At 69.3% G+C, this 23,768-nt stretch carries 21 protein-coding genes, 1 pseudogene and 1 riboswitch; of the genes and pseudogenes, 12 read left to right on the top strand and 10 right to left on the bottom strand.

Annotated features, from left to right (window positions below; all coding sequences use genetic code 11):
* The first annotated feature begins 68 nt into the window (after positions 1 to 68).
* Positions 69 to 1,277, top strand: a complete 1,209-nt coding sequence (locus ACFXI4_RS16435; RefSeq protein WP_384991038.1) for an MFS transporter — start codon at positions 69 to 71, stop codon at positions 1,275 to 1,277.
* A 110-nt stretch (positions 1,278 to 1,387) separates the two neighbouring features.
* Complete coding sequence (locus ACFXI4_RS16430; RefSeq protein ID WP_362726833.1) at positions 1,388 to 1,804, top strand: heme-binding protein; 417 nt, start codon at positions 1,388 to 1,390, stop codon at positions 1,802 to 1,804.
* Between the two features lie 82 nt (positions 1,805 to 1,886).
* On the opposite strand, the gene ACFXI4_RS16425 is transcribed toward ACFXI4_RS16430, so the two are convergent.
* Positions 1,887 to 2,753 (bottom strand): GNAT family N-acetyltransferase, encoded by an 867-nt coding sequence (locus tag ACFXI4_RS16425; protein ID WP_384991035.1) that lies wholly within the window; start codon positions 2,751 to 2,753, stop codon positions 1,887 to 1,889.
* Positions 2,754 to 2,947: 194 nt separating this feature from the next.
* Here ACFXI4_RS16425 and ACFXI4_RS16420 point away from each other — a divergent pair.
* Both ACFXI4_RS16420 and ACFXI4_RS16415 read left to right on the top strand, forming a co-directional pair.
* A pseudogene (locus ACFXI4_RS16420) lies at positions 2,948 to 3,577 on the top strand (haloacid dehalogenase-like hydrolase).
* A 282-nt stretch (positions 3,578 to 3,859) separates the two neighbouring features.
* Positions 3,860 to 5,338 carry a globin domain-containing protein gene (locus ACFXI4_RS16415; RefSeq protein WP_384991033.1) on the top strand — a complete coding sequence of 493 codons (1,479 nt, stop codon included), beginning with the start codon at positions 3,860 to 3,862 and terminating at the stop codon, positions 5,336 to 5,338.
* A gap of 4 nt (positions 5,339 to 5,342) precedes the next feature.
* Here the strand turns inward: ACFXI4_RS16415 and ACFXI4_RS16410 are convergent, their stop codons facing one another.
* From ACFXI4_RS16410 to ACFXI4_RS16390, 5 genes are all read right to left on the bottom strand, one after another.
* Positions 5,343 to 5,825, bottom strand: coding sequence for an NUDIX domain-containing protein (locus tag ACFXI4_RS16410; protein WP_384991030.1), 483 nt, complete (start codon positions 5,823 to 5,825; stop codon positions 5,343 to 5,345).
* Between the two features lie 86 nt (positions 5,826 to 5,911).
* Positions 5,912 to 6,817, bottom strand: coding sequence for a LysR family transcriptional regulator (locus tag ACFXI4_RS16405; protein ID WP_384991028.1), 906 nt, complete (start codon positions 6,815 to 6,817; stop codon positions 5,912 to 5,914).
* Positions 6,818 to 7,048: 231 nt separating this feature from the next.
* The gene (locus ACFXI4_RS16400) at positions 7,049 to 8,203 is read right to left on the bottom strand and encodes a cystathionine gamma-lyase (protein WP_384991026.1); all 1,155 of its coding nucleotides are present in this window, start codon (positions 8,201 to 8,203) and stop codon (positions 7,049 to 7,051) included.
* A complete protein-coding gene (locus ACFXI4_RS16395; protein ID WP_384991023.1) occupies positions 8,200 to 8,691 on the bottom strand; it encodes a low molecular weight protein-tyrosine-phosphatase in 492 nt (163 codons plus the stop codon). The genes ACFXI4_RS16400 and ACFXI4_RS16395 overlap by 4 nt, the downstream gene beginning before the upstream one ends.
* Positions 8,692 to 8,698: 7 nt before the next feature.
* Positions 8,699 to 9,076, bottom strand: a complete 378-nt coding sequence (locus ACFXI4_RS16390) for a phage holin family protein (protein WP_362717568.1) — start codon at positions 9,074 to 9,076, stop codon at positions 8,699 to 8,701.
* Positions 9,077 to 9,136: 60 nt separating this feature from the next.
* Between ACFXI4_RS16390 and ACFXI4_RS16385 the strand changes: the two genes are divergently transcribed.
* The 4 genes from ACFXI4_RS16385 to ACFXI4_RS16370 all read left to right on the top strand — a co-directional run bounded on the left by ACFXI4_RS16385 (position 9,137) and on the right by ACFXI4_RS16370 (position 11,372).
* Positions 9,137 to 9,454 carry a cupin domain-containing protein gene (locus ACFXI4_RS16385; protein WP_362559480.1) on the top strand — a complete coding sequence of 106 codons (318 nt, stop codon included), beginning with the start codon at positions 9,137 to 9,139 and terminating at the stop codon, positions 9,452 to 9,454.
* A gap of 168 nt (positions 9,455 to 9,622) precedes the next feature.
* Complete coding sequence (locus tag ACFXI4_RS16380; RefSeq protein ID WP_351748160.1) at positions 9,623 to 9,835, top strand: DUF5326 family protein; 213 nt, start codon at positions 9,623 to 9,625, stop codon at positions 9,833 to 9,835.
* A 211-nt stretch (positions 9,836 to 10,046) separates the two neighbouring features.
* A complete protein-coding gene (locus tag ACFXI4_RS16375; protein ID WP_362717574.1) occupies positions 10,047 to 10,835 on the top strand; it encodes an IclR family transcriptional regulator C-terminal domain-containing protein in 789 nt (262 codons plus the stop codon).
* 99 nt (positions 10,836 to 10,934) lie between these two features.
* Complete coding sequence (locus ACFXI4_RS16370) at positions 10,935 to 11,372, top strand: SsgA family sporulation/cell division regulator (RefSeq protein ID WP_362717576.1); 438 nt, start codon at positions 10,935 to 10,937, stop codon at positions 11,370 to 11,372.
* A gap of 141 nt (positions 11,373 to 11,513) precedes the next feature.
* On the opposite strand, the gene ACFXI4_RS16365 is transcribed toward ACFXI4_RS16370, so the two are convergent.
* On the bottom strand, positions 11,514 to 13,046 hold the full coding sequence (locus tag ACFXI4_RS16365; protein WP_384991018.1) for a YibE/F family protein: 1,533 nt from the start codon (positions 13,044 to 13,046) through the stop codon (positions 11,514 to 11,516).
* A gap of 71 nt (positions 13,047 to 13,117) precedes the next feature.
* Positions 13,118 to 13,295, top strand: a riboswitch (TPP riboswitch).
* On the opposite strand from ACFXI4_RS16365, the gene thiC reads away from it, so the two are divergent.
* Both thiC and ACFXI4_RS16355 read left to right on the top strand, forming a co-directional pair.
* A complete protein-coding gene (gene thiC, locus ACFXI4_RS16360) occupies positions 13,288 to 15,108 on the top strand; it encodes a phosphomethylpyrimidine synthase ThiC (RefSeq protein ID WP_384991015.1) in 1,821 nt (606 codons plus the stop codon). It overlaps the preceding riboswitch by 8 nt.
* 272 nt (positions 15,109 to 15,380) lie before the next feature.
* On the top strand, positions 15,381 to 16,538 hold the full coding sequence (locus ACFXI4_RS16355) for a DUF4241 domain-containing protein (protein ID WP_384991012.1): 1,158 nt from the start codon (positions 15,381 to 15,383) through the stop codon (positions 16,536 to 16,538).
* A gap of 334 nt (positions 16,539 to 16,872) precedes the next feature.
* On the opposite strand, the gene ACFXI4_RS16350 is transcribed toward ACFXI4_RS16355, so the two are convergent.
* The 3 genes from ACFXI4_RS16350 to ACFXI4_RS16340 form a co-directional block, all read right to left on the bottom strand.
* Positions 16,873 to 17,742: a hypothetical protein gene (locus ACFXI4_RS16350; protein WP_384991010.1), complete on the bottom strand. Its 870-nt coding sequence runs from the start codon at positions 17,740 to 17,742 to the stop codon at positions 16,873 to 16,875.
* Between the two features lie 180 nt (positions 17,743 to 17,922).
* Entirely contained in the window at positions 17,923 to 19,011 is a 1,089-nt protein-coding gene (locus tag ACFXI4_RS16345; protein WP_384991007.1) for a metallophosphoesterase, read from the bottom strand.
* 348 nt (positions 19,012 to 19,359) lie between these two features.
* Positions 19,360 to 20,472: a LacI family DNA-binding transcriptional regulator gene (locus ACFXI4_RS16340; RefSeq protein ID WP_384991004.1), complete on the bottom strand. Its 1,113-nt coding sequence runs from the start codon at positions 20,470 to 20,472 to the stop codon at positions 19,360 to 19,362.
* A gap of 437 nt (positions 20,473 to 20,909) precedes the next feature.
* Here ACFXI4_RS16340 and hisC point away from each other — a divergent pair, with 437 nt between their 5' ends.
* Together hisC and ACFXI4_RS16330 are read left to right on the top strand one after the other, a co-directional pair.
* Positions 20,910 to 21,989, top strand: a complete 1,080-nt coding sequence (gene hisC / locus ACFXI4_RS16335) for a histidinol-phosphate transaminase (protein WP_384991002.1) — start codon at positions 20,910 to 20,912, stop codon at positions 21,987 to 21,989.
* 266 nt (positions 21,990 to 22,255) lie between these two features.
* Positions 22,256 to 23,764: a cytochrome ubiquinol oxidase subunit I gene (locus ACFXI4_RS16330; RefSeq protein WP_362719440.1), complete on the top strand. Its 1,509-nt coding sequence runs from the start codon at positions 22,256 to 22,258 to the stop codon at positions 23,762 to 23,764.
* Positions 23,765 to 23,768: the final 4 nt, after the last annotated feature.

Raw genomic sequence — 23,768 nt, 5'->3', positions numbered from 1 at the left:
GCCCGCGCATGCAATTAATGTGGACGCACGCTAAGCGCACCTGCAATCGTCTGGGAAGGTATACCCCCATGCCTCTCGCGCTTCTGGCCCTCGCGATCGGGGCCTTCGGAATCGGGACGACCGAATTCGTGATCATGGGTTTGCTGCCCGAGGTCGCGAGCGACTTCGGGGTCTCGATCCCCACCGCCGGCCTGCTGGTGACCGGCTACGCGCTCGGTGTGGTGATCGGCGCCCCGTTGATGACCGTCCTGGGCACCAAGGTCCCGCGCAAGCGGATGCTGATGGTGCTGATGGGGTTGTTCATCGCGGGCAATCTGCTGTCCGCCGTCGCCCCCACCTTCGCCGTGATGCTGATCGGCCGTGTCGTCGCCTCCCTCGCCCACGGCGCCTTCTTCGGTATCGGGTCGGTCGTGGCGGCCGAACTGGTCGCTCCGAGCAAGAAGGCCGGGGCCATCGCGATGATGTTCACCGGACTCACCGTCGCCAACGTCGTCGGTGTCCCGCTCGGCACCCTGGTGGGACAGCACGTCGGCTGGCGCGTCACCTTCGGCATCGTCGCCGCCCTGGGCGTGATCGGCCTGGCCGGCATCGCCAGGCTGGTGCCCGAGCTGCCCAGGCCGGAGGGCGTGCACCTGCGGCACGAGCTGGCCGCGTTCAAGAACACCCAGGTCCTGCTCGCCATGGCGATGACGGTCCTCGGCTTCGGCGGGGTCTTCGCGGCCATCACCTACATCGCGCCGATGATGACCCATGTCGCCGGCTTCGCCGATGGCTCCGTCACCTGGCTGTTGGTCCTGTTCGGCCTCGGCATGGTCGGCGGCAACCTGGTCGGCGGGAAGTTCGCCGACCGTGCCCTGATGCCCATGCTCTACGTGTCACTGGGCGCCCTGGCCGTCGTCCTCGCCCTTTTCACGGTCACCGCGCACAACAAGATCGCGGCCGCCGTGACCGTCGCCCTGATCGGTGCCCTGGGCTTCGCGACCGTGCCGCCACTGCAGAAGCGGGTCCTCGACCAGGCGCACGGTGCCCCCACCCTGGCCTCGGCGGTGAACATCGGCGCCTTCAACCTCGGCAACGCCCTGTCCGCCTGGCTCGGCGGCATGGTGATCGCCGCGGGCTTCGGCTACACCTCCCCCAACTGGGTCGGTGCCGCACTCGCCGCGGCCGCCCTGGTCCTCGCCTTCCTGTCGGCCGCGCTGGAGCGCCGCGACAGCGCCCCGAGCGCCGTGGCCCCCGTCGGTGGGCGGGCGGAGCAGCCGGAGCCGGTCCACCACTGAGCCCACCGCAAGGTCACAGGGGCGGGTCCGGCAGCGGCCGAGCCCTGGGCCACCGAGTGCCTCCCGGCCCGCCATCCGTTTTTCAGCACCGTCCAAGGAGAACCACCCACATGAGCACCACCGTCGCCCCCCTCACCGTCCAGGACGCCGAACTCCTGATCGGCGAGGCCCGGCGGGCCGCAGAGGCGGCCGGGGTCACCGTCAGCGTCACCGTCCTGGACGCCGGAGGTCATCTGCTCGCCTTCCGGCGGGACGACCGCGCCGTGCTGATCTCTGGCGAGACCAGCACCCGCAAGGCCTACACGGCGTTGCAGCTGGACAGTCCCACCGCCGACCTCGTCGACGCCGTCCAGCCCGGCGGCCTCTTCCACACCCTGCCCACAGCGCTCGACCGGCCCCTGCTCTTCATCGCGGGCGGTGTCCCCGTCCACCGCGACGGCAGGCTGATCGGAGCCGTCGGTGTCGGCGGCGGTGCTCCCGACCAGGACCACGGCATCGCCACGGAGGCCGTACGCGCCCTCGCCTGACCGCGGCACTCGTCCGAGCGCATCGATCAGCGCGGAACGCCGGCTCCCTCAGGGGGCCGGCGTTCGCCGTACCGGCGGAGCCTCAGCCCGCCGCCACGGTCAGCGGAGCGAATCGCCGGGTCCAGTCTCCCGGCAGTTCCGTGATGCCGTAGGTCATGACGGCGTTCACGGCGACGGAGGCCAGCCCGCGCTCCTTCGACCATGCCAGCAGTTCCTCGTGCCGGACGTCGATGTCGGTGCGGAGCGGTCGGTCGGTGTGGGCGGCGAGCGAGGCGATGAGCGACTTGGCCGTCTCCGTGTCGCGTGCGATCAGCGGCCCGACGACATGGGTCTCCACGTTGGGCCAGGCGGCCGCGAAGCCGACGACCTGGCCGTCGTCCACGGCCACACGCAGTTGGTCCGAGAACGCGGGCAGGCGGGCGATGAGAGGCGTGCGGTCGGTGCCGAACACCTCCTCGTCCAGCCGCACGATGCGGCCGAGGTCCTCGGCCGAGGCCGGCCGAGTCGCCACCTGGAGCTCCGCGCCGCCCGGGGTGAAGTGCCCGGTCAGCATCTCCGAGTGTCCCGTGGTCTTGAACCCCAGTTCCTCGTAGAGCGGACGCCCGTACGGAGTCGCGTACAGGGTCAGAGGAGTCGTGCCCATCGCCGCGACGATGTGACGCATCAGGCGGCGCCCGATTCCTTGACGGGCATGTCGAGCGGCGACCAGGACCATACCGATCGCGCCGAGTTCAGGGCGTTCCCCCGAGCCGTATTCCGTGACGACGCAGGCGGCCACCAGGCCTCCGCCGGGATCGTCGATGCCGTAGCCGGTGCCGGCCGTGAGGAGCAGGCGCCACTTGTGTTCCTCGCGCGGCCACCCCCGGTCCTCGGACAAGTCGGCGCAGGCGGTGAGATCGTGCGGCGTCAGTCGGCGAATGGGCAGAGAGCAGGCGGCAGGAGTGGGCACGCAGGTCAGGCTGTCCGACCGGTACCCACGGCGTCCACCTGTTTCGAGGTAGACGCACGCGCTTTTGGCCATGCCGTAGCCGTGCGCACAGCCTCTGGACAGACGGGAGACGTTTCACGTGAAACATCGCTCCAGAGTCGCCACCCGAGAACTCCTTCCGGAGGGGTGTCACCTTCCCGCCAGCCTCGGGACCCATGGCCAGACTGCATCTCTTCGATCTCGACGGCACCCGGCTGCACGGCACCTCCGCCCCATCGAGATCTCCCGTCAACTCGGTCTGGAAGCCGAGACACTGGAGCTTGACCGGGCGATCGCGGCAGGACGGATAGCGCCTCGGGAGTATGCGGCACGGGTCTACGCCCTCTGGGCGGAGCTGACCGACGCGCAGGTGACCGTCGCGTTCGACGGAGCGCCTTGGCTGGCCCGTATCCGGGATGTCTGGGCCGAGCCAAGGGTGGCAGGGGACTATAGCGCGGTGGTCTCTCTCACCCTCGTTCTTCGTGGAACGGCTACTGGGGCTGGGGTGTCCATGCGACGTTCGGATCGCGTTTCCCGGCGGTGCCGTTCGTCGAGCCGGTGGACCCGGCGGGCATCCTTGATCCTGCGGCCAAGGTGACCATCGCAGACCGCCAGTGCGCGGAGTTCGGGGTCGGCCGGGTCGACTTTGTCGCCTACGGGGATTCGATGTCGGACAGGGAACTGTTCGCGGTGGTCCCGGTGTCCGCGGCGGTCACCGGGACGGACATCTCGCCGGTCTCGCGACGTACTCGTACACGGGCCGGGATCTGTGGGATGCCTATGAATTGGCGCGTGACACCCGGTAATTGAGGGACCTTGTGGTTCGCCCGTTGTCGGATTGGTGGGGGAGACAGGGGGGACTTGTGTGCAGGGCGGCGGCCGGTAGGGTCGACTCCGGTTCCTGCCGGGACGAGACGTCCCGGTGGGAGTGACTGCGGTCCATGTCGCACTTTCGCCTTACTTGTCCGTACGCGGAGGAAGCGCGGGTTCAATGTGGCCGTGTCGGCCGCAGGCCGTACCGGGAAGAGCCAGCCGTCAACGGGGGAACACAAGCACCTTCCGAGTGAAGTGCGCAGACCGACCGAAAGATGTTCGAGGCGAGGCACACCATGGATGCTCCGACCACCACGTCGGCGGGCAACGACGGGGCCGGCGGAAGCAGCTGGTTCACGTCCCCCAGTAACACCTCGGTCGAGCCCGCCGCCGAACATCCGGTCGTGGCACCGGGCGGACGACGGGAGACGCCACAGGGCCACCCTCCCGCGTCCGGAGAGGCCTCGGAGCGAATACGGCCGGCGGAGGAGGCGTCCCGCCTCCAGGACCCCGCCCAGGCCCCTCCCGCCGGGCAGCACGCGGCCCCCGGCCCCTTCGTACCCACGGCGGGACGGCCGGTACCCCCGGCGGCCGGACGGCGTGTCCCGCCGCAGCGTCCCGCGGAGCAGGCCACGGCCGCCTCCCCGGACGCCGTCCGCATCCGCGGCACCATGGCCGAGGTCGGTCCGGTGGCCGACAAGGTGACCTCGTACTTCTACGCCCTGCTCTTCGTGCGTCATCCCGAACTGCGCGCACTGTTCCCGGCCGCCATGGACACCCAGCGGGACCGGCTGCTGAAGGCGCTGCTCACCGCGGCCGAGCACATCGACAACACCCCCGTCCTGGTCGAGTACCTGCAGAACCTGGGCCGCGGCCACCGCAAGTACGGAACCCGCCCGGAGCACTACCCGGCGGTCGGCGAATGCCTCATCGGCGCGTTGAGCAGGTACGCCTCGGCCGTCTGGGACCGGGAGACGGAGGCCGCCTGGGTGCGGGCCTACACGACGATGTCCCAGGTGATGATCGACACGGCGTCGGCGGACGAACTGCGCGCACCGCCCTGGTGGCATGCACAGGTCGTCGCCCACGACCTCAGGACCGCGGACGTCGCGGTGCTCACGGTCCGCCCGGACCAGCCGTACCCCTTCCTCGCGGGCCAGTACACGAGCATGGAGACGCCTTGGTGGCCGCGGGTCTGGCGGCACTACTCCTTCGCCTCCGCGCCCCGCTCGGACGGGCTCCTGACGTTCCACGTGAAGGCCGTCCCGGCGGGGTGGGTCTCCAACGCGCTGGTGCACCGCGCCCGCCCCGGCGACGTCATCCGCCTCGGCCCGCCCGTCGGCTCGATGACCGTCGATCACACGAAGGACAACGGACTGCTCTGCCTGGGCGGCGGCACCGGCATCGCCCCCATCAAAGCGCTGGTCGAGGACATCGCCGAACGCGGCGCTCGCCGCCCGGTCGAGGTGTTCTACGGCGCCCGCACCGACCACGACCTGTACGACATCGACACCCTGCTCCGGCTCCAGCAGAGCCACCCCTGGCTCTCGGTCCGCGCGGTCGTCGATCAGCAGGCGCATCTCCAGCTCCCCGACGCCATCCGCGCCTACGGGTCATGGAGCGAGTACGACGCCTACCTCTCGGGCCCGCCCGGCATGATTCGCAACGGCGTGCACGCACTGCGGGACGTCGGCATCCCGGCGCACCGCATACGGCACGACTCGGTCGAGGAACTGGTCGTCGTCGGCGACTGATCCGTCACCCGAGGTCGGGGGCGTGCATGGCCCGTACTCCCTCGATGTTGCCGTCGAGGTAGTGCCGCAGCGAGAGCGGTACGAGGTGCACGGAGGCGATCCCGACGCGGGTGAAGGGGACGCGCACGATCTCGTACTCGCCGGCGGGCTCATCGATCTCGGGGCCGTGTCGCAGGGACGGGTCCATCGACTCCAGCCGGCAGACGAAGAAGTGCTGCACCTTCACGCCGGTGGTGCTGCCGCTGTCGCCGATGTGTTCCACGGTGTCCACGAAGCAGGGCACCACGTCGGTGATCTTGGCGCCGAGCTCCTCGTGCACCTCGCGGTGCAGGGCGTCGACGACAGTGGTGTCCTCCTGCTCGACCCCGCCACCGGGAGTGACCCAGTAGGGATCGACACCTGGCTTGGTGCGCTTGATCAGAATCAGGTCGTCGCCGTCCAGGAGAACGGCACGTGCGGTGCGCTTGACCACGGGTCGGACGGTCATGGGAGAAATGTGGCCCACCTGGTTCCACGTGAAACATCGCGAAGCGCCACCGTACGGCTGCATCGCGTCAATACCGCCTGATGCGCTCAGCCCCAGTCCGCAGCGGCGTGGTGGAGCCACTCGTGTGCCCGCGCCACATGCGGCATGGCGAGCGTGCCCGTCCGTACGACCAGGAAGTAGGTCCGCAGCGGGGGGATCGCGGGCTCGTGCAGCGCCATGACCTGGCCGCGGTCCAGGGCGGCCGCGCACAGATAGCGGGGCAGCACGGCGAGGCCGGCACCTGCGACCGCGCAGGCGAGGACCGCACGCAGATCGGGTACGACGACGGTGCCGGATGCGGCCGGCCGGGCGTCGAAGACGGAACCCCAGTAGCGCGAGACGAAGGGCAGCGACTCGTGGACCTCGACGACGGGCAGGCTGTCCAGGACCGGTGCTCCCTTGTCGCGGACCGTCTCGGTGCCGATCTCCTCGGCCCAGCGGGGAGCGGCGACCAGTACGTGCTCCTCGTCGCAGAGGGCGGTGGCGGTGAGCAGGGCGCCACGTGGCCGGGCGGTGCTGATGGCGAGGTCGTGATGTCCGGCGGACAGCCCTTCCAGGGCCTCCTCGGCATTGCCGAACGAGGCGCGCAGCGCGAATCCCTGGCCGCCGTCGCCGGCCAGCTCCGAGAGGGCGGGCAGCGCTCGCTCGGCGGTGAACTCGGGCGGGCCGGCGAGATGCAGGGTACGTACCGAGGACTCGTCGTCGAGGCCGCGTCCCGCTATCTCGACCAGCGCGTCGAGGTGCGGGGCGGCTTTGTGGGCGAGCTCGTCTCCGATGGACGTCGGGGTCACCCCGCGGGCCTGCCGCAGGAAGAGGGGACGCCCCAGCTGTCTTTCCAGGGTGCGGATCTGGGAGGTCACGGCCGGCTGCGAGAGTCCGAGCAGGGCGGCGGCGCGGGTGAAGGAGCCGGCCCGGTGCACGGTCACGAAGGTCCGCAGCAAGGCCAGGTCCATCGTCCGCCCTTTCGTTCGCCCTGCCCCGTGCCGGCCCTCGGGGCAGGTCCCCAACTATAAATAAGTCGATAGGTCTCTGTCCCTACAGTGATTGGACACTGACGCAGAGTCAACTAGCCTTGGTCGCGCGGTTCTTGGCGCGCGGGAACCGGGACGGTCCGAGCCACGAGGGGGGAGGCTCGGACCGTCCGTCATACGTGGTCGGAAAGGGCGCGGGCGTCCGTAATCCGGTCACCGGTCCGACTCGTCGAGGGCACGGAGCACATCGGCCACCAGGTCCTCGGGATCCTCGGCACCGACCGAGAGCCGGATGAAGCCCTCCGGTACGTCGTCCCCGCCCCAGCGCCGCCGCCGCTCGGCCGTGGAACGCACCCCGCCGAAACTCGTCGCGTCGTCGACCAGCCGCAGGGCTTCCAGGAAACGCTCGGCACGCGCGCGCGTCGGCAGCGTGAAGGAGATCACCGAACCGTAGCGCCGCATCTGCTGCGAGGCGATCTTGTGCGCAGGGTCGTCCGGCAGCCCCGGGTAGCGCAGCCCGGTCACGTCCAGCCGTTCGCGGAGCGCCTCCGCGAGCACCAGGGCGGTGGCGTTCTGCCGGTCCACCCGCAACTGGAGGGTGGCCAGGGAGCGATGGGCGAGCCAGGCCTCCATGGGCCCGGAGATCGCTCCGATGATCTTGCGCCAACGGCGTACGGCGGCCATGGCCTCCGTGTCGCGCCCGGTGACGTACCCGAGCAGGACGTCCCCGTGGCCGGTGAGCTGCTTGGTGCCGCTGGCGACGGAGAAGTCGGCGCCCAGTGCCAGCGGCCGCTGGCCGAGCGGGGTGGCGAGGGTGTTGTCGACGGCGACGAGGGCCCCACGTGCGTGTGCCGCCTCGGTGAGCCGCCGGATGTCGCACACGTCGAGCCCGGGGTTGCACGGCGACTCGATCAGCAGCAGCTTCGCCCCGTCCAGGACGCCGAGCTGGGCGTCGCCGGCGGTCGGCGCGGTGCGTACCTCGATGCCGTAGGCCTCCAGCTGGGCGCGGATCAGGGGCAGCACCTGGTAGCCGTCGGACGGCAGCACGACCGCGTCGCCCGCGCGCAGCTGCGAGAAGAGCACGGCCGCGATGGCCGCCACGCCGGACGCGAACACCAGCGTCCCGACGTCCTCGCCGGGCGCCTCCAGCTCGCCGATGGCGCGCTCCAGATGGGTCCAGGTCGGGTTCTCGTCCCGTCCGTAGGCGTACGGTCCGCTGACCTCGCCCGGCAGATGGAAGTGTGCGGCGAACACCGGCCCGGGCAGGGTCGGCTCGTTCCTGACCGGCTCGGGCAGTCCCGCGCGCACCGCGCGCGTGCCCTCACCCGTCACGGGACCACAGTCGGAGTGCGAGCTCGTTTCGCTCATGCCGGCGTTCCCTCCACTTCGTCGCGTACCGCGGCGAGCAGGCCCTCGCCCGCCGCCTCCACCATCTCAAGACACTCCTCGAAGCCGTCCATACCGCCGTAGTAGGGATCCGGTACGTCGAGGTCGCCGACGGCATCGGGGTCGTAGGAGCGCAGCAGGCGCACCTTGCGGGCGTCCTCCTCGGTGGGAGCGAGACGGCGCAGGGCCTTGAGGTGGCCGGCGTCGAGAGCGATCACGAGATCGAGGCGGTCGAACCAGGACGCCTGGAACTGACGCGCGGTGTGGTCGCCGTCGTAGCCGTGCCCCTGGAGGACGCGGACCGTGCGCGGGTCGGCGCCGTCGCCCTCGTGCCAGCCGCCGGTGCCGGCGCTGTCGACCTCGACGCGGTCGGCGAGCCCGGCCTCGGCTATGCGGGCCCGGAAGACGGATTCGGCCATCGGGGACCGGCAGATGTTGCCGGTGCAGACGAAGCAGACGCGGTAGGTCATAGGGGGCTCAGTCCGTGTCGGGAAGGATCATGTTCAGGGCCCAGGACACGATCGAGATGATCAGGCCGCCGAGGACGGCCGTCCAGAACCCCTGCACGTGGAAACTCAGGTCGAGCTTGTCGCACACCCATGACGTCAGCAGCAGCATCAGCGCGTTGACCACCAGGGTGACCAGGCCGAGCGTGAGGATGAACAGCGGGAAGGTGAGGATCTTCACGACCGGCTTGACCAGGAAGTTGACCAGGCCGAAGACGAGGGCGACCAGGATCAGCGTCCAGACCTTCTTGGTGGTGCTGTCCCCGGTCAGAGTGATCTTGTCGAGCAGCCACACGGCGACGGCGAGGGCGCCCGCGTTGGCGATCGTCTTGACTACGAAATTCTTCATGTGTCTGATCGTGGCAGACGAGATCGGATGCAAGCAGTGAGGCGAGGGCGAACGACGGCGATGAAGGCATTCCGGCTGGACGAACTGGAGGCGGAACGCGCCGCCAACGACGGGGCCTACCTGCAGTTTCTGCGGGAGCGGAACATGTCGGTCGGCCTCTACGCGCTGGACGCGGGTGAGCAGGACCCGCAGAAGCCGCACAACCAGGACGAGGTCTACTTCGTCGTCAGCGGCCGCGCGGCGATCACCGTCGGCCTGGAGACCACGCAGGTGGCCCGGGGCAGCGTGGTGTACGTGCCGGCCGGGGTGGCCCACAAGTTCCACCACATCAGCGAGGACCTGAGGGTTCTGGTCGTCTTCTCTCCGCCCGAGGCCTGACCCCTCCCTCAGGGTTCCCTAGGGGAGAGGTCAGGGGAGGACAAGGGATCGCAGCCCCCCGCCCGCCCCCCTCGCGGCTCTAGCATCGAGTGCAGGACATCGCATCGTGCGGCACGCACGAGACCGACCGCACGTGCGCAAGCGCACGGGAAAGCAGAGGGCAGGGCAATGCGAGAGATCTTCACGGGTCTGCCGTGGTGGGTGAAGTGGATCGCGGTGCCGGTCATCGCGCTGGTGGTGTTCGGCGGTCTGATCGGCTCCATCGTCGGCTTCCTGGCCTACCTGCTCTTCAAGCTGCTGATCTTCGTGGCACTGGTCGGCGGACTGATCTACGTCGTGCGGAAGTTCATGTCGAACTCCTCGTCGAAGAGCGATTGGTGAGGACCCTGGGAATCGGTGACCGGTAACAGGAATCACCGGTTCCCTCGGGGGAGGGAAGTTTCCCGCAGGGGCCGACCGGGAGCGTCGGCGGACGGTTAGAGTCGCTGACCCCCTCGCGCTCCGGGAGTGACCCTTGGCCACGCTTGACGCCCCCTCCGCACCCACGGAACACCCATCACCCCCCACTCAACGCCGGTCCAGCACACCCCCCGTGCAGCGGCCGGCCACCCCGTCCGACCCCGCGCAGTCGCACTCGGCCACCCTCATCGGCTCCGTGCAGCGTGCGATGCGACTGCTGGAGAGTGTCGCCGGACACGAACACGGCGCCCCCGCCAAACAACTGGCGCGCGAGACCGGCCTCGCGCTGCCCACCGCCTACCACCTGCTGCGCACCCTGGTCCATGAGGGCTATCTGCGCCGTGACAAGGGGCTCTTCTTCCTCGGTGAGGCCGCCGAGCGGCTGAGCAGCAGCGGGGCGCAGCAGAAACGTCGCAGCGCGGTCGTCGACACCCTCGCCCACTGGCGGGACGCGATCGGTGCGCCGGTGTACTACGCGATGTACCGGGGCGGCGAGATCGAGGTCGTGTGCGTCTCCGACTCCCCGGGCACCCCGGCGGTCGAGGAGTGGGCCGACTTCCGCGAGACGGGCCACGCCCATGCCATCGGCCAGTGCCTGCTCTTCCAACTGGACGAGAACGCCCGCCGCGATCACCTCGACCGCTACCCCCTGGGGACCCTCACCCCGTACACGGTCCGTGACAGCCACACGCTGCTGAGGCGGCTGGAGCGGACACGGCGGATGGTGCCGTTGGTGGAGCGCCAGGAGTACGCGCTGGGCACGGTGTGCGCGGCGGTCCCCATCACCGTCGGCACCACTGCGGCCACGGTGGCCATCTCCCTCCCCCTCCACCAGGCCGACCGGCTGCTTCCCGCCGCCCGGCAGCTGCAGGCGGAGGTGGGGAGGCACCTGGGCTCCCTGGCGATCGCTATCAGTATCTGAAAAATCACTCCTTGTGATCTGCTGTGTACGTTCAGCAAGATTTGACCACCATCAAAGGGATAAAACCCGGCCAGTCGGTGTCATATGACGGGGTAGGCGATGCGCGAGTCCGTACAAGCAGAAGTCATGATGAGCTTTCTCGTCTCGGAGGAGCTCTCCTTCCGCATCCCCGTGGAGTTGCGCTACGAGACCTGTGATCCGTATGCCGTGCGGCTCACTTTCCACCTGCCCGGAGACGCGCCGGTGACCTGGGCTTTCGGCCGCGAGCTGCTGATCGACGGAGTGGGCCGGCCGTGCGGGGAGGGTGATGTGCACATCGCCCCCGCCGACGCCGAGGTGCTGGGCGAGGTGCTGATCAGGCTTCAGGTCGGTGGCGACCAGGCGGTGTTCCGGTCATCGGCACCGCCACTGGTGGCATTTCTCGACCGGACCGACAAGCTGGTGCCGTTGGGGCAGGAAGGGGCGCTCGCCGACTTCGACGCCCATCTCGAAGAGGCCCTGGACCGCATCCTGGCAGAGGAGCAGAGCGCGGGCTGAAGCGTGACGGCACCGGCCGCGAGCCGCTCCGCCGAACCGCATGAGGATGCGCAGGAACGCTTCTGCGATTCTTTGGGCGGGCGGCGGAACGCTGCTGTCCGTGCGCACCGCCCTGCACCGCACACGGCCCACTCGGAGCCCTCAGTGCTTCCGGCGCCGCCCGCGCCCGCCGCGCGCCGGAGCCTGCACCGGCGCGACCGCCTCCTTGGCCGGCCGGTCGGCCGACACCACCAGGGCCGCCAGCAGCGTGGTGACGGGCACCGAGGCGACCAGGCCGATCGAACCGACCAGCGTGCGCACGATCTCCTCGGCGACCAGCTCACTGTTGGCGACGGTCGCCACGCTGCTCTGCGCGATGGAGAAGAGCAGCAGCAGCGGCAGCGCGGCGCCCGCGTAGGCCAGGACGAGAGTGTTGACGACCGAGGCGATGTGGTCGCGGCCGATGCGGATGCCTGCCCGGTACAGCCCGCGCCAGCCCATCGTCGGGTTGGCCTCGTGCAGCTCCCAGACGGCCGAGGTCTGGGTCACCGTCACGTCGTCCAGGACACCGAGGGAACCGATGATGACGCCGGCCAGCAGCAGACCACTCATGTCGATCGACGGGTACAGGCCGTGGATCAGGCCGGTGTTGTCGTCGGTGTTGCCCGTGAGCGCGGCCCAGTCGATGAACTCCGAACCGAGGACACCGATCAGACACAGTGAGATCAGCGTGCCGAGCACCGCCACCGAGGTCCGGGCCGACAGGCCGTGGCACATGTACAGGGCGATCAGCATGATCGCACTCGACCCGACCACCGCCACCAGCAGCGGATTCGAGCCCTGCAGGATGGCCGGCAGGATGAAGAGCGTCAGCACCATGAAGCTGACGGCTAGTGCGACGAGCGCCATCACACCGCGCAGCCGGCCCACCACGACGACGGCGAGCGCGAAGATCCCGGCCAGCAGCGCCATCGGGAACTTCCGGTTCACATCGGTGACCGAGTACTGCAGGTCCTTGGGCGCCGAGGGCTCGTAGGCGACCACGACCCTCTCGCCCTCGTCCAGCTGACGTGACTGGTCGGGCTGGACGATCTCGGTGAACGTACGGCCCTTGTCCTTGCCGGTGTCGACTCGGACCGTGGCCTTCTTGCAGGTGCCGTCCTCCTCCTGCTTCCCCGAGTTGCCCTCCTCGGCGGAGGTGTCGCCGGTCGAGCCGCCCCCGGAGGCGTTGACCGACTTGCAGCTGACCGAGACGACCTCGGTGACGGTGGCCTGCTGTGTCTGGCGGTCGAAGCCGACACCGGTGCGTTCGTGCGACGGGGCGCCACCGGGCCACAGCACCACGAGGCCGACCACGACCGCGGCGGTGAAGGGGATCAGGATCGCCGCGATGACCTTGCGCAGATGCTGGGAGACGGGCGCGGCGGGCCCATGGCTGTGGCTGTGCGAGTGCCCGTGTCCGCCGCCTGGCCCGGAGCCGCCCTGACCGGGTCCCTGGCCGGGTCCCTCACCGGGCGGGTGGCCGTGGGCATGGCCGTCCTCGTGACCGTGGGCGTGTCCCTGGCCGTACGGGTGGCTCTGCCCGTGGTCGTGTCCGGCACCGTCGCCCCCGTGGCCGGTTCCGCCGCCCTGCGCGGCGCCGTTGCCGCGCCTCGGGTCGGGGGGCGGGTAGGGGTGCTGCTGTGTCGTGGTCACCGCCAGATCATCGCAAGAACGGCAGGGGCCCTCTGTTCACCGCGCCCGAATTGACGCTAGCGTGGAGGCACCTTTGCACACGCGGGAGCTCGGAGCACCGGGCTGAGAGGGCGCTGACCTCCGTATTCGCGATGTTTCACGTGGAACGAGCAATGTTCCACAGGAAACGCCGCCCGACGGAAGCCGCTGCGTCGACCGCCGAACCTGTTACCGGGTAATGCCGGCGTAGGGAGTAGGTCTCATGACCAACAAGGACGTACGCACGCCTGCCTCCAGCCAGGACGAACAGCCCATTGCGGGTGAACCGTCCAGGGAGGCCGGGAAGTCCATCGGCTGGCACAAGGGGTATGTCGAGGGCTCGCGCCCCGACCTTCGGGTGCCGGTCCGTCAGGTGCATCTCACCAACGGGCAGTCGGTCACGCTCTACGACACCTCCGGTCCGTACACCGATCCGGCCGTCGAGACCGACGTCCGCAGGGGCCTGTCGCCGCTGCGGGAGAACTGGATCATCGGCCGGGGGGACACCGCGGAGTACGCGGGCCGCCCCGTCCGCCCCGAGGACGACGGGATCAAGCACACCTCGCCGCGGGGCGGGCTGCGCAACCTGGACGCGGTCTTCCCCGGCCGCCCCCGCCAGCCGCGTCGCAGCCGGGACGGCGAGGCGGTCACGCAACTGGCGTACGCCCGCCGGGGCGAGGTCACCCCGGAGATGGAGTACGTGGCCATCCGCGAGAACGTCTCCCCCGAGGTCGTCCGTGAGGAGATCGCGGCGGGACGGGCCGTGCTGCCGGCCAACGTCAACCACCCGGAGATCGAGCCGATGATCATCGGCAAGCGGTTCCTGGTGAAGGTCAACGCCAACATCGGCAACTCGGCGGTGACCTCCTCGATCGAGGAGGAGGTGGAGAAGATGACCTGGGCGACCCGCTGGGGCGCCGACACGGTCATGGATCTGTCCACCGGGCGCAACATCCACACCACCCGCGAGTGGGTGCTGCGCAACTCCCCCGTCCCCATCGGCACGGTGCCGCTCTACCAGGCTCTGGAGAAGGCCGACGGCAGGGCCGAGGAGCTGACCTGGGAGATCTACAAGGACACGGTGATCGAACAGGCCGAGCAGGGTGTGGACTACATGACCGTCCACGCGGGTGTGCGGCTGCCGTACGTGCCGCTCACCGCCAACCGCAAGACCGGTATCGTCTCGCGCGGCGGCTCGATCATGGCGGCCTGGTGTCTGGCGCACCACAAGGAATCGTTCCTGTACGAGAACTTCGAGGAACTCTGCGAGATCCTCGCCGCCTACGACGTCACGTACTCGCTGGGCGACGGCCTGCGCCCCGGCTCGATCGCGGACGCCAATGACGAGGCCCAGTTCGCTGAGTTGCGCACGCTCGGGGAACTCAACCGCATCGCCAGGCGTTTCCACGTACAGACGATGATCGAGGGCCCGGGCCACGTCCCGATGCACAAGATCAAGGAGAACATCGACCTTCAGCAGGAGATCTGCGATGAAGCTCCGTTCTATACGCTCGGTCCGCTGACCACGGACGTCGCGCCGGCGTACGACCACATCACCTCCGGCATCGGTGCCGCGATGATCGCCTGGTGGGGTACGGCGATGCTGTGCTACGTCACGCCCAAGGAGCACCTGGGCCTGCCCAACCGGGACGACGTCAAGACCGGCGTGATCACCTACAAGATCGCCGCCCACGCGGCCGACCTCGCCAAGGGGCACCCCGGCGCGCAGGAATGGGACGACGCGCTGTCCGATGCCCGCTTCGAGTTCCGGTGGGAGGACCAGTTCAACCTCGCCCTGGACCCGGACACCGCCCGTGAGTTCCACGACGAGACGCTCCCGGCGGAGCCGGCGAAGACGGCCCACTTCTGCTCGATGTGCGGGCCGAAGTTCTGCTCGATGAAGATCAGTCAAAGCATCACAGAGCGGTTCGGTGGTGCGGCGGCCGAGGGGGCGTCACCGGAGGAGGTCGCGGAGGGGATGCTCCAGAAGTCGAAGGAGTTCGCGGCCGGCGGGAACCGGGTGTACCTGCCGCTCGCCGACTGACCTCCGGGCGGTGCCCGCGGTCGGCTGATCCGGGCACCGCCTGTCGCACCGCTCATCCACGACCGCCCTCGGCCGCTGTCACATGCCACGCCTATGGTTCCTCGAAACAGCGGGAGCATGATCGGTGCAGTTCGGGAGGCATGATGCGCGATGTCGATCAGACGGTGAACGTGTCCTTCGCGGAGGGATGGGACCTTGTCTCCCGGACCGTGGTCCACCCGCTCTCGCGTTCCGAGGCCGGGACACGGGACCGTGCGGGGAAGCCCTATGTGATGGTGCACTGGCTGGAGGGCCATGCCTCACCGGTCGAGGTGCACCTGGTGGCCTGGGGCGATTCTCACGTGGGCGCATGGGCCTACGACGATCAGGATCGGCGGACCATGGAGGGGGACTGGCGCCTGCTGGAACCCGGGCGCCTGTTCCTGCGCCACCTCGGGGGATGGCGCTATGACACCGAGGAGCAGGCCGAGTTCGCTCCCGAAGCCGGGCGCACCTATGTGGATCTTTTTCCGAACGGAAAGGGGCGCAGGGTGAGCGAGCCGGAAGGGGACAGAGGACCGTCACGCCACATGCTCGCGGACATTCCCGAAGAGAAGCGATGGCGTGCGAGAGAGGCGTTCGGTGTATACGGGGTCAGGCAGTTGCTCCTGTCGCAGCCGTTGCCGTCGGGACGGCAGCCGGAGTTCTCGGACGCTACCGAGAGCGAGACCGACGCCTGGCGCGCACACCGTGTCGTCGATGGCCGTCCTTCCCCCTGGTCGCCTCCGCGTCCGGCCCGACCAGCCCATCTCGACGAGTTGTTCGAGCCGGGTACACGTATCGCGACGAGCTTCGAGCCGGAGATGACGGTCAGCACGATCCGGGACATCGCGGCCCTTCGCCTGCCCAGCGGCAGGCTGGTCGTCGCGGATCCGCTCACCGGGGGCCACGGCGCCGGCCGCGAGCTGTCCGAGCGGATCCCTCCGGACGAGTACCTCCTGCAGGCTGCTGTGGTTGCCTACGAAAGGAGGTACGAGGACATGCGCACCCCTGTGAAGGAGGATGTCGCCGTCCGTCTCCTGCTGGGGGAAGAGCCGGCCGCTTCGTGGGAGCTGGCGTTGGCGGAGGAGGACGACGTCAGACTGTTGCGTGAGGACGAGATATTCGGCTTCGACACGGACGGCGCTGCGGGAGCCTTCGCCGATGCCTCGGGGTGGGAAGAACTCGCGGACAAGTACCGGCGCTACCTCGTGGAGCAGGAGGACAACGCCGGAGAGACCGTCAGCGACGGGTACATGCGCACCACGGACGAGGCAACCGGCAGTGACCTCGTGTCCTTCTACACCGGCGGGGACGGCACGTATCCCGTGTGGCTGGGACGTGCGAGCACGGGAAAGCCGGTGAGTGTCGTGGTCGTGGTCAGCTATCTGCCCGACCTGCGGCTGCTCTGAGCGATCCGGGTCCCGACGGGCCCGTGCGGCCTGTCGCACGGGGCATGGTCGGCGACGGCGCCTGTCACGCGGTTCGGGGCGGCGAGGTCGGGCGGTGCGGTGGCGATGAGGCAGATGGTGACCGCTCGTCCGCCGTCCGCGCTCACCGCGGGGCGGGTGTTGACGCCTGCCCCGTCGCTCTCATGGGCGGAGATGAAACCACCGCAGGAGAGCGGCATCCTGCGCAACCCCAGCCCGTAGGTGCCCTCGGGCATCACCGACCGGGGAGGACATCCGCGCCGCGCGCGTGACCGGGTATCCGGCCTGCGCCCCCGGCCGGGGGGCGCAAGCCGGGCTATTCCGGCTGGTGTTCCGGGCCTCCGAAGTCCGGGCTGGTGTAGTCCGGGCTGGTGAAGCTCGGCCGGGAGGCTGGGGCTGTGCCGTCGTCGGTGCTGAAACCGGGACGGTCGTAGCCCAGGCGCGGCATCCGGCTCCCCGGACCCGAGGGGGTCGTACGGCGCAGTTCGGCCGTGCCGGGCTCGGTGGCCAGTGCTTCCCGCAGGAAGGGCAGGATGCCGCGTTCCAGCAGGACGTCCCGCCAGGCGTCCCGGGCCTTGGCCACCTCCCCACCGGGTTCGCCGTAGGCTCCGGCCTCCAGTGAGGGGCTGTTGCGCAGTGCGGTGAGCAGCAGTCCCGCCCCGGCCATGAGGATGGCGGCCGCGGCCACGACGCCGAAGACCCAGCCCGCTGTGAGCATGGTCTGGGCGAACGCCGGAGCCGGGTCCAGCATCCTCAGGACGTAGCCGACGAGGAGGAAGATCGCGGCGGCGGTACCGGCGAGCACGGGTGCCAGGACCAGGGCGAGGGCGAAGCCGCCGGCGCCCGTGGTCTCGGCCGCCTCGCCGAGGGTGGTGGCGAGCCCCATCGCACCGCCCGTGGCCGACTCCTGGGAGCCGGACTCGTGGACGGTGGCCGGGGTGGACCGCGCAGGGTTGCGCAGTTCCTCGCGGACCTTCACATAGTGCTGGTACTCGGTCGCCGCGGCCGCCGTTATCAGTGCGGTGGCGTTGAGCGCCATGGTGCGCAGCTGTTCGGTGTTCAGACGCCGGCCGGCGCCGGCCAGTTCGGGACGGTAAGGGGCGGAGCGCAGCGCCTCATCGAGGATCCGCTCGTATTCCTGGCGGTCCTCGCTGTGCAGGTGCTGCGGAACGCTGTTCATGTGCATCCCCCGATGCTCCGTAGGGCTTGGGGCTCGCACGCCGGCGAGCCGTCGGGCAGAAACGGAGGGGAGCCTGCTACGGATAAACCGATGGTAGAGCCGTTAAGGCACGCGGTGACAGGGGGTTGCCGGAAATTGGGGGTGGCCCGCGTGTGACATCGGGGTACAGGACAGCGCGCCGAACCCTCAGCCGTCCAGCGGAAGTTGCCTGACCAGGAGCTTTCCGGCCATGGTCACTCCGCCGTCCATGGCGATGGCGAGCCCGTCCGCGTAGACGTGCGGTCCTTCCACGACGGGGCCCTTGTTCTCCTCGCCGTCCTCGGAGCCGACTTCCCCCAGCAGATAGGGAATCGGGCTGTGTCCGTGAACGATGCGGGTGCCGCCGTACGTATCGAGGAGGGAACGGACGGCGTCTGCACCCCCTTCGTCGCGGAAGGAGAACCGCTTGGTGAACTTACGGAACAGGTCCCAGACCTCGTCCGCGTCATTACGGGTGATGGTCTCGCGGATCATGTCGTTGACCGCTTCGATCGAGTCGCCGTAGTCGAGGTACGCGGTGGTGTCGGAGTGGACCAGCAGGTAGCCGTCGACCTCCTCGACCGCGTCCAGGCGGGCCATCCACTGGAGGTGGTGGTCCTGGAGCCGGTCCATGTCGGTCTTCTGGCCGCCGTTGAGCAGCCAGGCCGCCTGGAAGGTCGCGGTGCCCGCGCCGGAGTTGACGGGGGTGTCGCCGAACCGCTTCGCGCCGAGCAGCAGCAGCTCGTGGTTGCCCATGAGGGCCTTGCAGTAGCCGCCGGCCGCGGCCGCCTCGGCGGACAGCCGCATCACCAGGTCGATGACGCCGATGCCGTCCGGACCCCGGTCGGTGAAGTCGCCGAGGAACCAGAGCCGGGCGGTGCCCGCGCACCACTGCCCCTCCGCGTCGATCAGCCCCTGCTCGCGCAGTGCGCCGATCAGTTCGTCCAAGTAGCCGTGCACGTCGCCGACGACGAACAGCGGGCCAGGACCGGCCGCCGTCCGGGCGGCCGGTTCGGCGGCCGGGTCGACCGGCAGCTGGATCGTGTCGCCGCGGTTGATGACGGGCAGATCGCGCTGGGTGGGCGTGTACCCGTCGGGATATCCGTCGGGGTACGGCTCGTCGAGCGGCGGGGCGGCGTCGGCGGGGCGGGTGTCCTGGGCGTACGGACCGGTCTCGTTGACGTACGCGGGCACCCGGAAGTCCCGCAACGTCGCCGTCCGTTCCGCCTCGGGTCCCTGACCGGCCCCCTGAGTCATCAGACCCCTCCACCATCGCGCCGCATCTGCACCGCTTCGGACTGCCTGGTCGCAGCGGCCCGCGGTGTCGTGCGCCCATCATAGGAACGCCCGTCGCGCCGTGTGATGACCCAGGGGTGGTGAATCGGAACAGGACTCCGGTTCAGCGCGGCTTTCGCCCCGGTTGGGCAGGGGTTCGGCGGTCCGCCGCCCACCTCCCGGCCGTCTTTCGCCGACGCCCGGCAGGCGCGTCGGCGGCCTCCGTGCGCGCGGGGACGGCCCGGATGGGCGCACGGAGCGTCCGCGGGTGGGTGCGGACCGGCCGTACGAGGGTGCCGGGCGTCCGTCCGGGAGTGCGGGCCGTTCGTTCTACTCCTCCTCCGGTGCCCGTGGGGGGCTGACCGTGGTGCGCGGCGGGCGTCGCTGGGAGGAGGTACGCACGATCAGTTCGGTCGGTATCACCTGCTCGACAGGCTGGTCCGATTCCACTCCCTCGATCGCGTCGATCAGCAGCTGCACCACCGCCGTCCCGATACGGCGCGGCTTCAGGGAGAGCGTGGTGATGGGCGGCTCGGTGTTGGCGTACACGGTCGACTCGCTGCAGCACACCAGCAGCAGGTCGTCGGGGACACGCAGCCCGTAGCGGCGGGCGGCGGCGAGCAGGTCGGTGCCGTTGGGGTCGAAGAGGCCGTAGACGGCGTCGGGACGGTCCGGGCGGGCCAGCAGCCGGTCGGCGGCGACGGCACCCGCGCAGGGGTCGTGCGCCGGGTAGGCCTCGTAGACCGGGTCCTGGCCGACCCGTTCGCACCAGCGCAGGTAGGCGGTGGTGGACAGGTGGGTGTACGTGTCCGTCGTGGTGCCCGTGAGCAGGCCGATCCGGCGGGCGCCCGCGGCGGCGAGATGGTCGAGGATGCCGAGTACGGCGGCCTCGTGATCGTTGTCCACCCAGGCGGTGACCGGCAGCGAACCGGCCGGACGGCCGTCGGAGACCACCGGCAGCCCCTGCCGGACCAGCTCGCTGACCACCGGGTCCTGGTCGGACGGGTCGATGACGACCGTGCCGTCCAGGGCGACGTTCGACCACACGTCGTGGCGTGAGGTCGCGGGGAGGATCACCAGGGCGTAGCCGCGGGCGAGCGCGGCCGAGGTGGCGGCCCGCGCCATCTCGGCGAAGTACGCGAATTCGGTGAAGGTGAAAGGTTCATCCCCGTATGTCGTCACGGTCAGGCCGATGAGTCCCGACTTGCCGGTACGGAGGGTTCGGGCGGCGGCCGAGGGGCGGTACCCCAGCCGGTCGGCGACCTCGCGGACGTGGCGCCGGGTGGCATCCGGAAGCCGGCCCTTGCCGTTCAGGGCGTCGGAGACGGTCGTGATGGAGACTCCGGCGGCGGCGGCCACGTCTCTGATGCCCGCCCGGCCCGGCCGGCTGCCTCGCCGAGAGGTTTCCGTGCGGCTCACCTGGTGCTTCCCTGCTGCTGTCATGGCGAGCCGATAGTAGGGCTCATGCGGTGGGGTAGTGCGGACGCATATGCACGCGTTGACAGGCACGTTTCTGCAAGGTCAAAGCGGGTCAACTACCTTAGAAAGAAAGTCAGTTGAACGATCCAATGGCGAGACGTGACTTGTCGGCACGCATGGGCCTGCCAAGTGCTCGATGTTTCGAAGAGGTCTCAACTCACCTTCACGGGTGATGCGCGCTACGGCGTGAGCCACCGGCGCGTAGATATATGTAGGGCGCGCCCCCGAAAAATGCGCCTTCGTGTGGTGATGCCCGTGATGCCGGTGGGACGGATGAGGTCAGGTCCGCGTCTACCGGGTCGCTCCGCTCCTGTACGCAGCGGCGCCGAATCCTCATAAGGTGAGCAGTATTGGATGCCGGCGGCGCGGACGGTCCGCCGGTGGTCGCGAGGAGGACTGCGGTGAGCGAGACGAGCCCCAAGCTGCGCGCCGAGCTGGAGGGTATCCCCACCTACAAGCCGGGCAAGCCTGCCGCGGCCGACGGCCCGGTCGCCTACAAGCTCTCCTCCAACGAGAACCCCTACCCGCCGCTGCCCGGCGTGATGGAGTCCGTGACCGCCGCCGCGGCCAGCTTCAACCGCTACCCGGACATGGCGTGCACGGCCCTGATGAACGAGCTGGCGGACCGCTTCGGTGTCCCGCTCGGCCATCTGGCCACCGGCACCGGTTCGGTCGGTGTCGCCCAGCAGCTGATCCAGGCCACCAGCGGCCCCGGCGACGAGGTGATCTACGCCTGGCGGTCCTTCGAGGCGTACCCGATCATCACGCAGATCAGCGGCGCCCGTTCGGTCCAGGTGCCGCTCACGTCCGGTGAGGTGCACGACCTCGACGCGATGGCGGCCGCGATCACCGGCCGGACCCGCCTGATCTTCGTCTGCAATCCGAACAACCCGACCGGCACGGTCGTGAAGCGGGCCGAGCTGGAGCGCTTCCTGGACCGGGTGCCGAGCGATGTGCTGGTGGTCCTGGACGAGGCCTACCGCGAGTTCATCCGCGACCCAGAGGTGCCCGACGGCGTCGAGATCTACCGCGAACGGCCGAACGTCTGTGTGCTGCGGACCTTCTCCAAGGCGTACGGCCTCGCCGGGCTGCGCGTCGGCTTCGCCATCGCGCACGAGCCGGTGGCGGCGGCGCTGCGCAAGACGGCGGTGCCGTTCGGCGTGAGCCAGCTCGCCCAGGAGGCGGCGATCGCCTCGCTGCGGGCGGAGGACGAACTGCTCGGCCGGGTCGGCTCGCTGGTGTGCGAGCGGCAGCGGGTGGTCGGGGCCCTCCGTGCCCAGGGCTGGACGGTGCCCGAGACCCAGGCCAACTTCGTGTGGCTGCGGCTGGGAGAGCCTACGACGGCCTTCGCGCGCCTCTGCGAGGAGCACGGGGCGGTCGTCCGGCCGTTCCCGGGCGAGGGCGTCCGGGTGACGATCGGGGAGACCGAGGCGAACGACATCTTCCTGAAGGCCGCGGAGAACTTCCGCAAGGAGCTCTAGCCCGAGGAGCTCCGGCAGTCGGTCAGTCCCACACCTACGGGGCCGCCCTTGAGGCGGCCCCGTTGCGTTGGGGTTTCACGTGGAACCCGGGACTGCACGGCGACGTGACGCAGAAGACATGCCCCCCCGGGGTTCTTCGAAAATCGGTGCGTCATAATGGCTTGTGAATGTGAATGCATTCACAAGCTCGTCCTCTTTGCCCCGCTCTGTGCGCCGCAAAGGGGGCAATTGCCGCTGTGTCCCGGCGACGTAAGGAGACTGACGACGTGGACCTGGCTCTGGCGCCGGAGACGCTGGCGCGTTGGCAGTTCGGCATCACCACCGTCTACCACTTCCTGTTCGTCCCGCTGACGATCTCCCTGGCCGCGCTCACGGCCGGCCTGCAGACCGCATGGGTGCGCACGGAGAAGGAGAAGTACCTCAGGGCGACCAAGTTCTGGGGCAAGCTCTTCCTGATCAACATCGCGATGGGTGTGGTCACCGGCATCGTGCAGGAGTTCCAGTTCGGCATGAACTGGTCGGACTACTCGCGGTTCGTCGGTGACATCTTCGGCGCCCCGCTCGCCTTCGAGGCGCTGATCGCGTTCTTCTTCGAGTCCACCTTCATCGGGCTGTGGATCTTCGGCTGGGACAAGCTGCCCAAGAAGATCCATCTGGCCTGCATATGGATGGTCTCCATCGGCACGATCCTGTCCGCGTACTTCATCCTCGCGGCCAACTCGTGGATGCAGCACCCTGTCGGCTACAAGATCGACAAGGCGAAGGGGCGGGCCGAGCTGACCGACTTCTGGGCCGTTCTGACCCAGAACACCGCGCTGGCCCAGGCCTTCCACACGCTGGCCGCGTCCTTCCTGACCGGTGGCGCCTTCATGGTCGGCATCGCCGCCTTCCACCTGTTCCGCAAGAAGCACATCACCGTCATGAAGACCTCGCTGCGGCTGGGCCTGGTCACCGTCGTCATCGCCGGCCTGCTCACCTCGATCAGCGGCGACACCCTCGGCAAGGTCATGTTCAAGCAGCAGCCGATGAAGATGGCCGCCGCCGAGGCCCTGTGGGACGGCCAGAACTCGGCACCGTTCTCGGTCTTCGCCTACGGCGACGTGAGCAAGGGCCACAACACCGTCGAGTTCTCGGTTCCCGGCGTGCTGTCGTTCCTCGCCGACGACGACTTCAACTCGTACGTCCCCGGTATCAACGACACCAACAAGGCCGAACAGCAGAAGTACGGCCCCGGCGACTACCGCCCGATCATCCCCGTCACCTTCTGGGCCTTCCGCTGGATGATCGGCTTCGGTATGGCGTCCTTCGCCGTCGGCGTGGCCGGACTCTGGCTGACCCGCAAGAAGTTCATGCTGGCCGAGCATCTGCGGGTCGGGGAGGACGAGGTGCCGCATCTGGTCCTCTTCAAGAACAAGGCCCTCAGCCCGAAGCTCGGCAGGCTGTACTGGCTGGTGGCGATCTGGACGCTGGGTTTCCCGCTGATCGCCAACTCCTGGGGCTGGATATTCACCGAGATGGGCCGTCAGCCCTGGGTCGTCTACGGCGTCCTGCAGACCCGCGACGCGGTCTCCCCCGGTGTGTCCCAGGCCGAGATCCTCATCTCGATGATCACCTTCACCGCGCTGTACGCCGTCCTCGCCGTCGTCGAGGTCAAGCTGCTCGTGAAGTACATCAAGGCCGGCCCGCCCGAGCTCACCGAGGACGACCTCAACCCGCCCACGAAGATCGGCGGCGAGGCGCGTGACGCCGACAAGCCGATGGCCTTCTCGTACTAGGCCG

Origin of the sequence: Streptomyces sp. NPDC059224, from assembly GCF_042754285.1 — a bacterium.
Lineage (GTDB): Bacteria > Actinomycetota > Actinomycetes > Streptomycetales > Streptomycetaceae > Streptomyces.
This window is presented reverse-complemented; position numbering and strand designations above follow the sequence as displayed.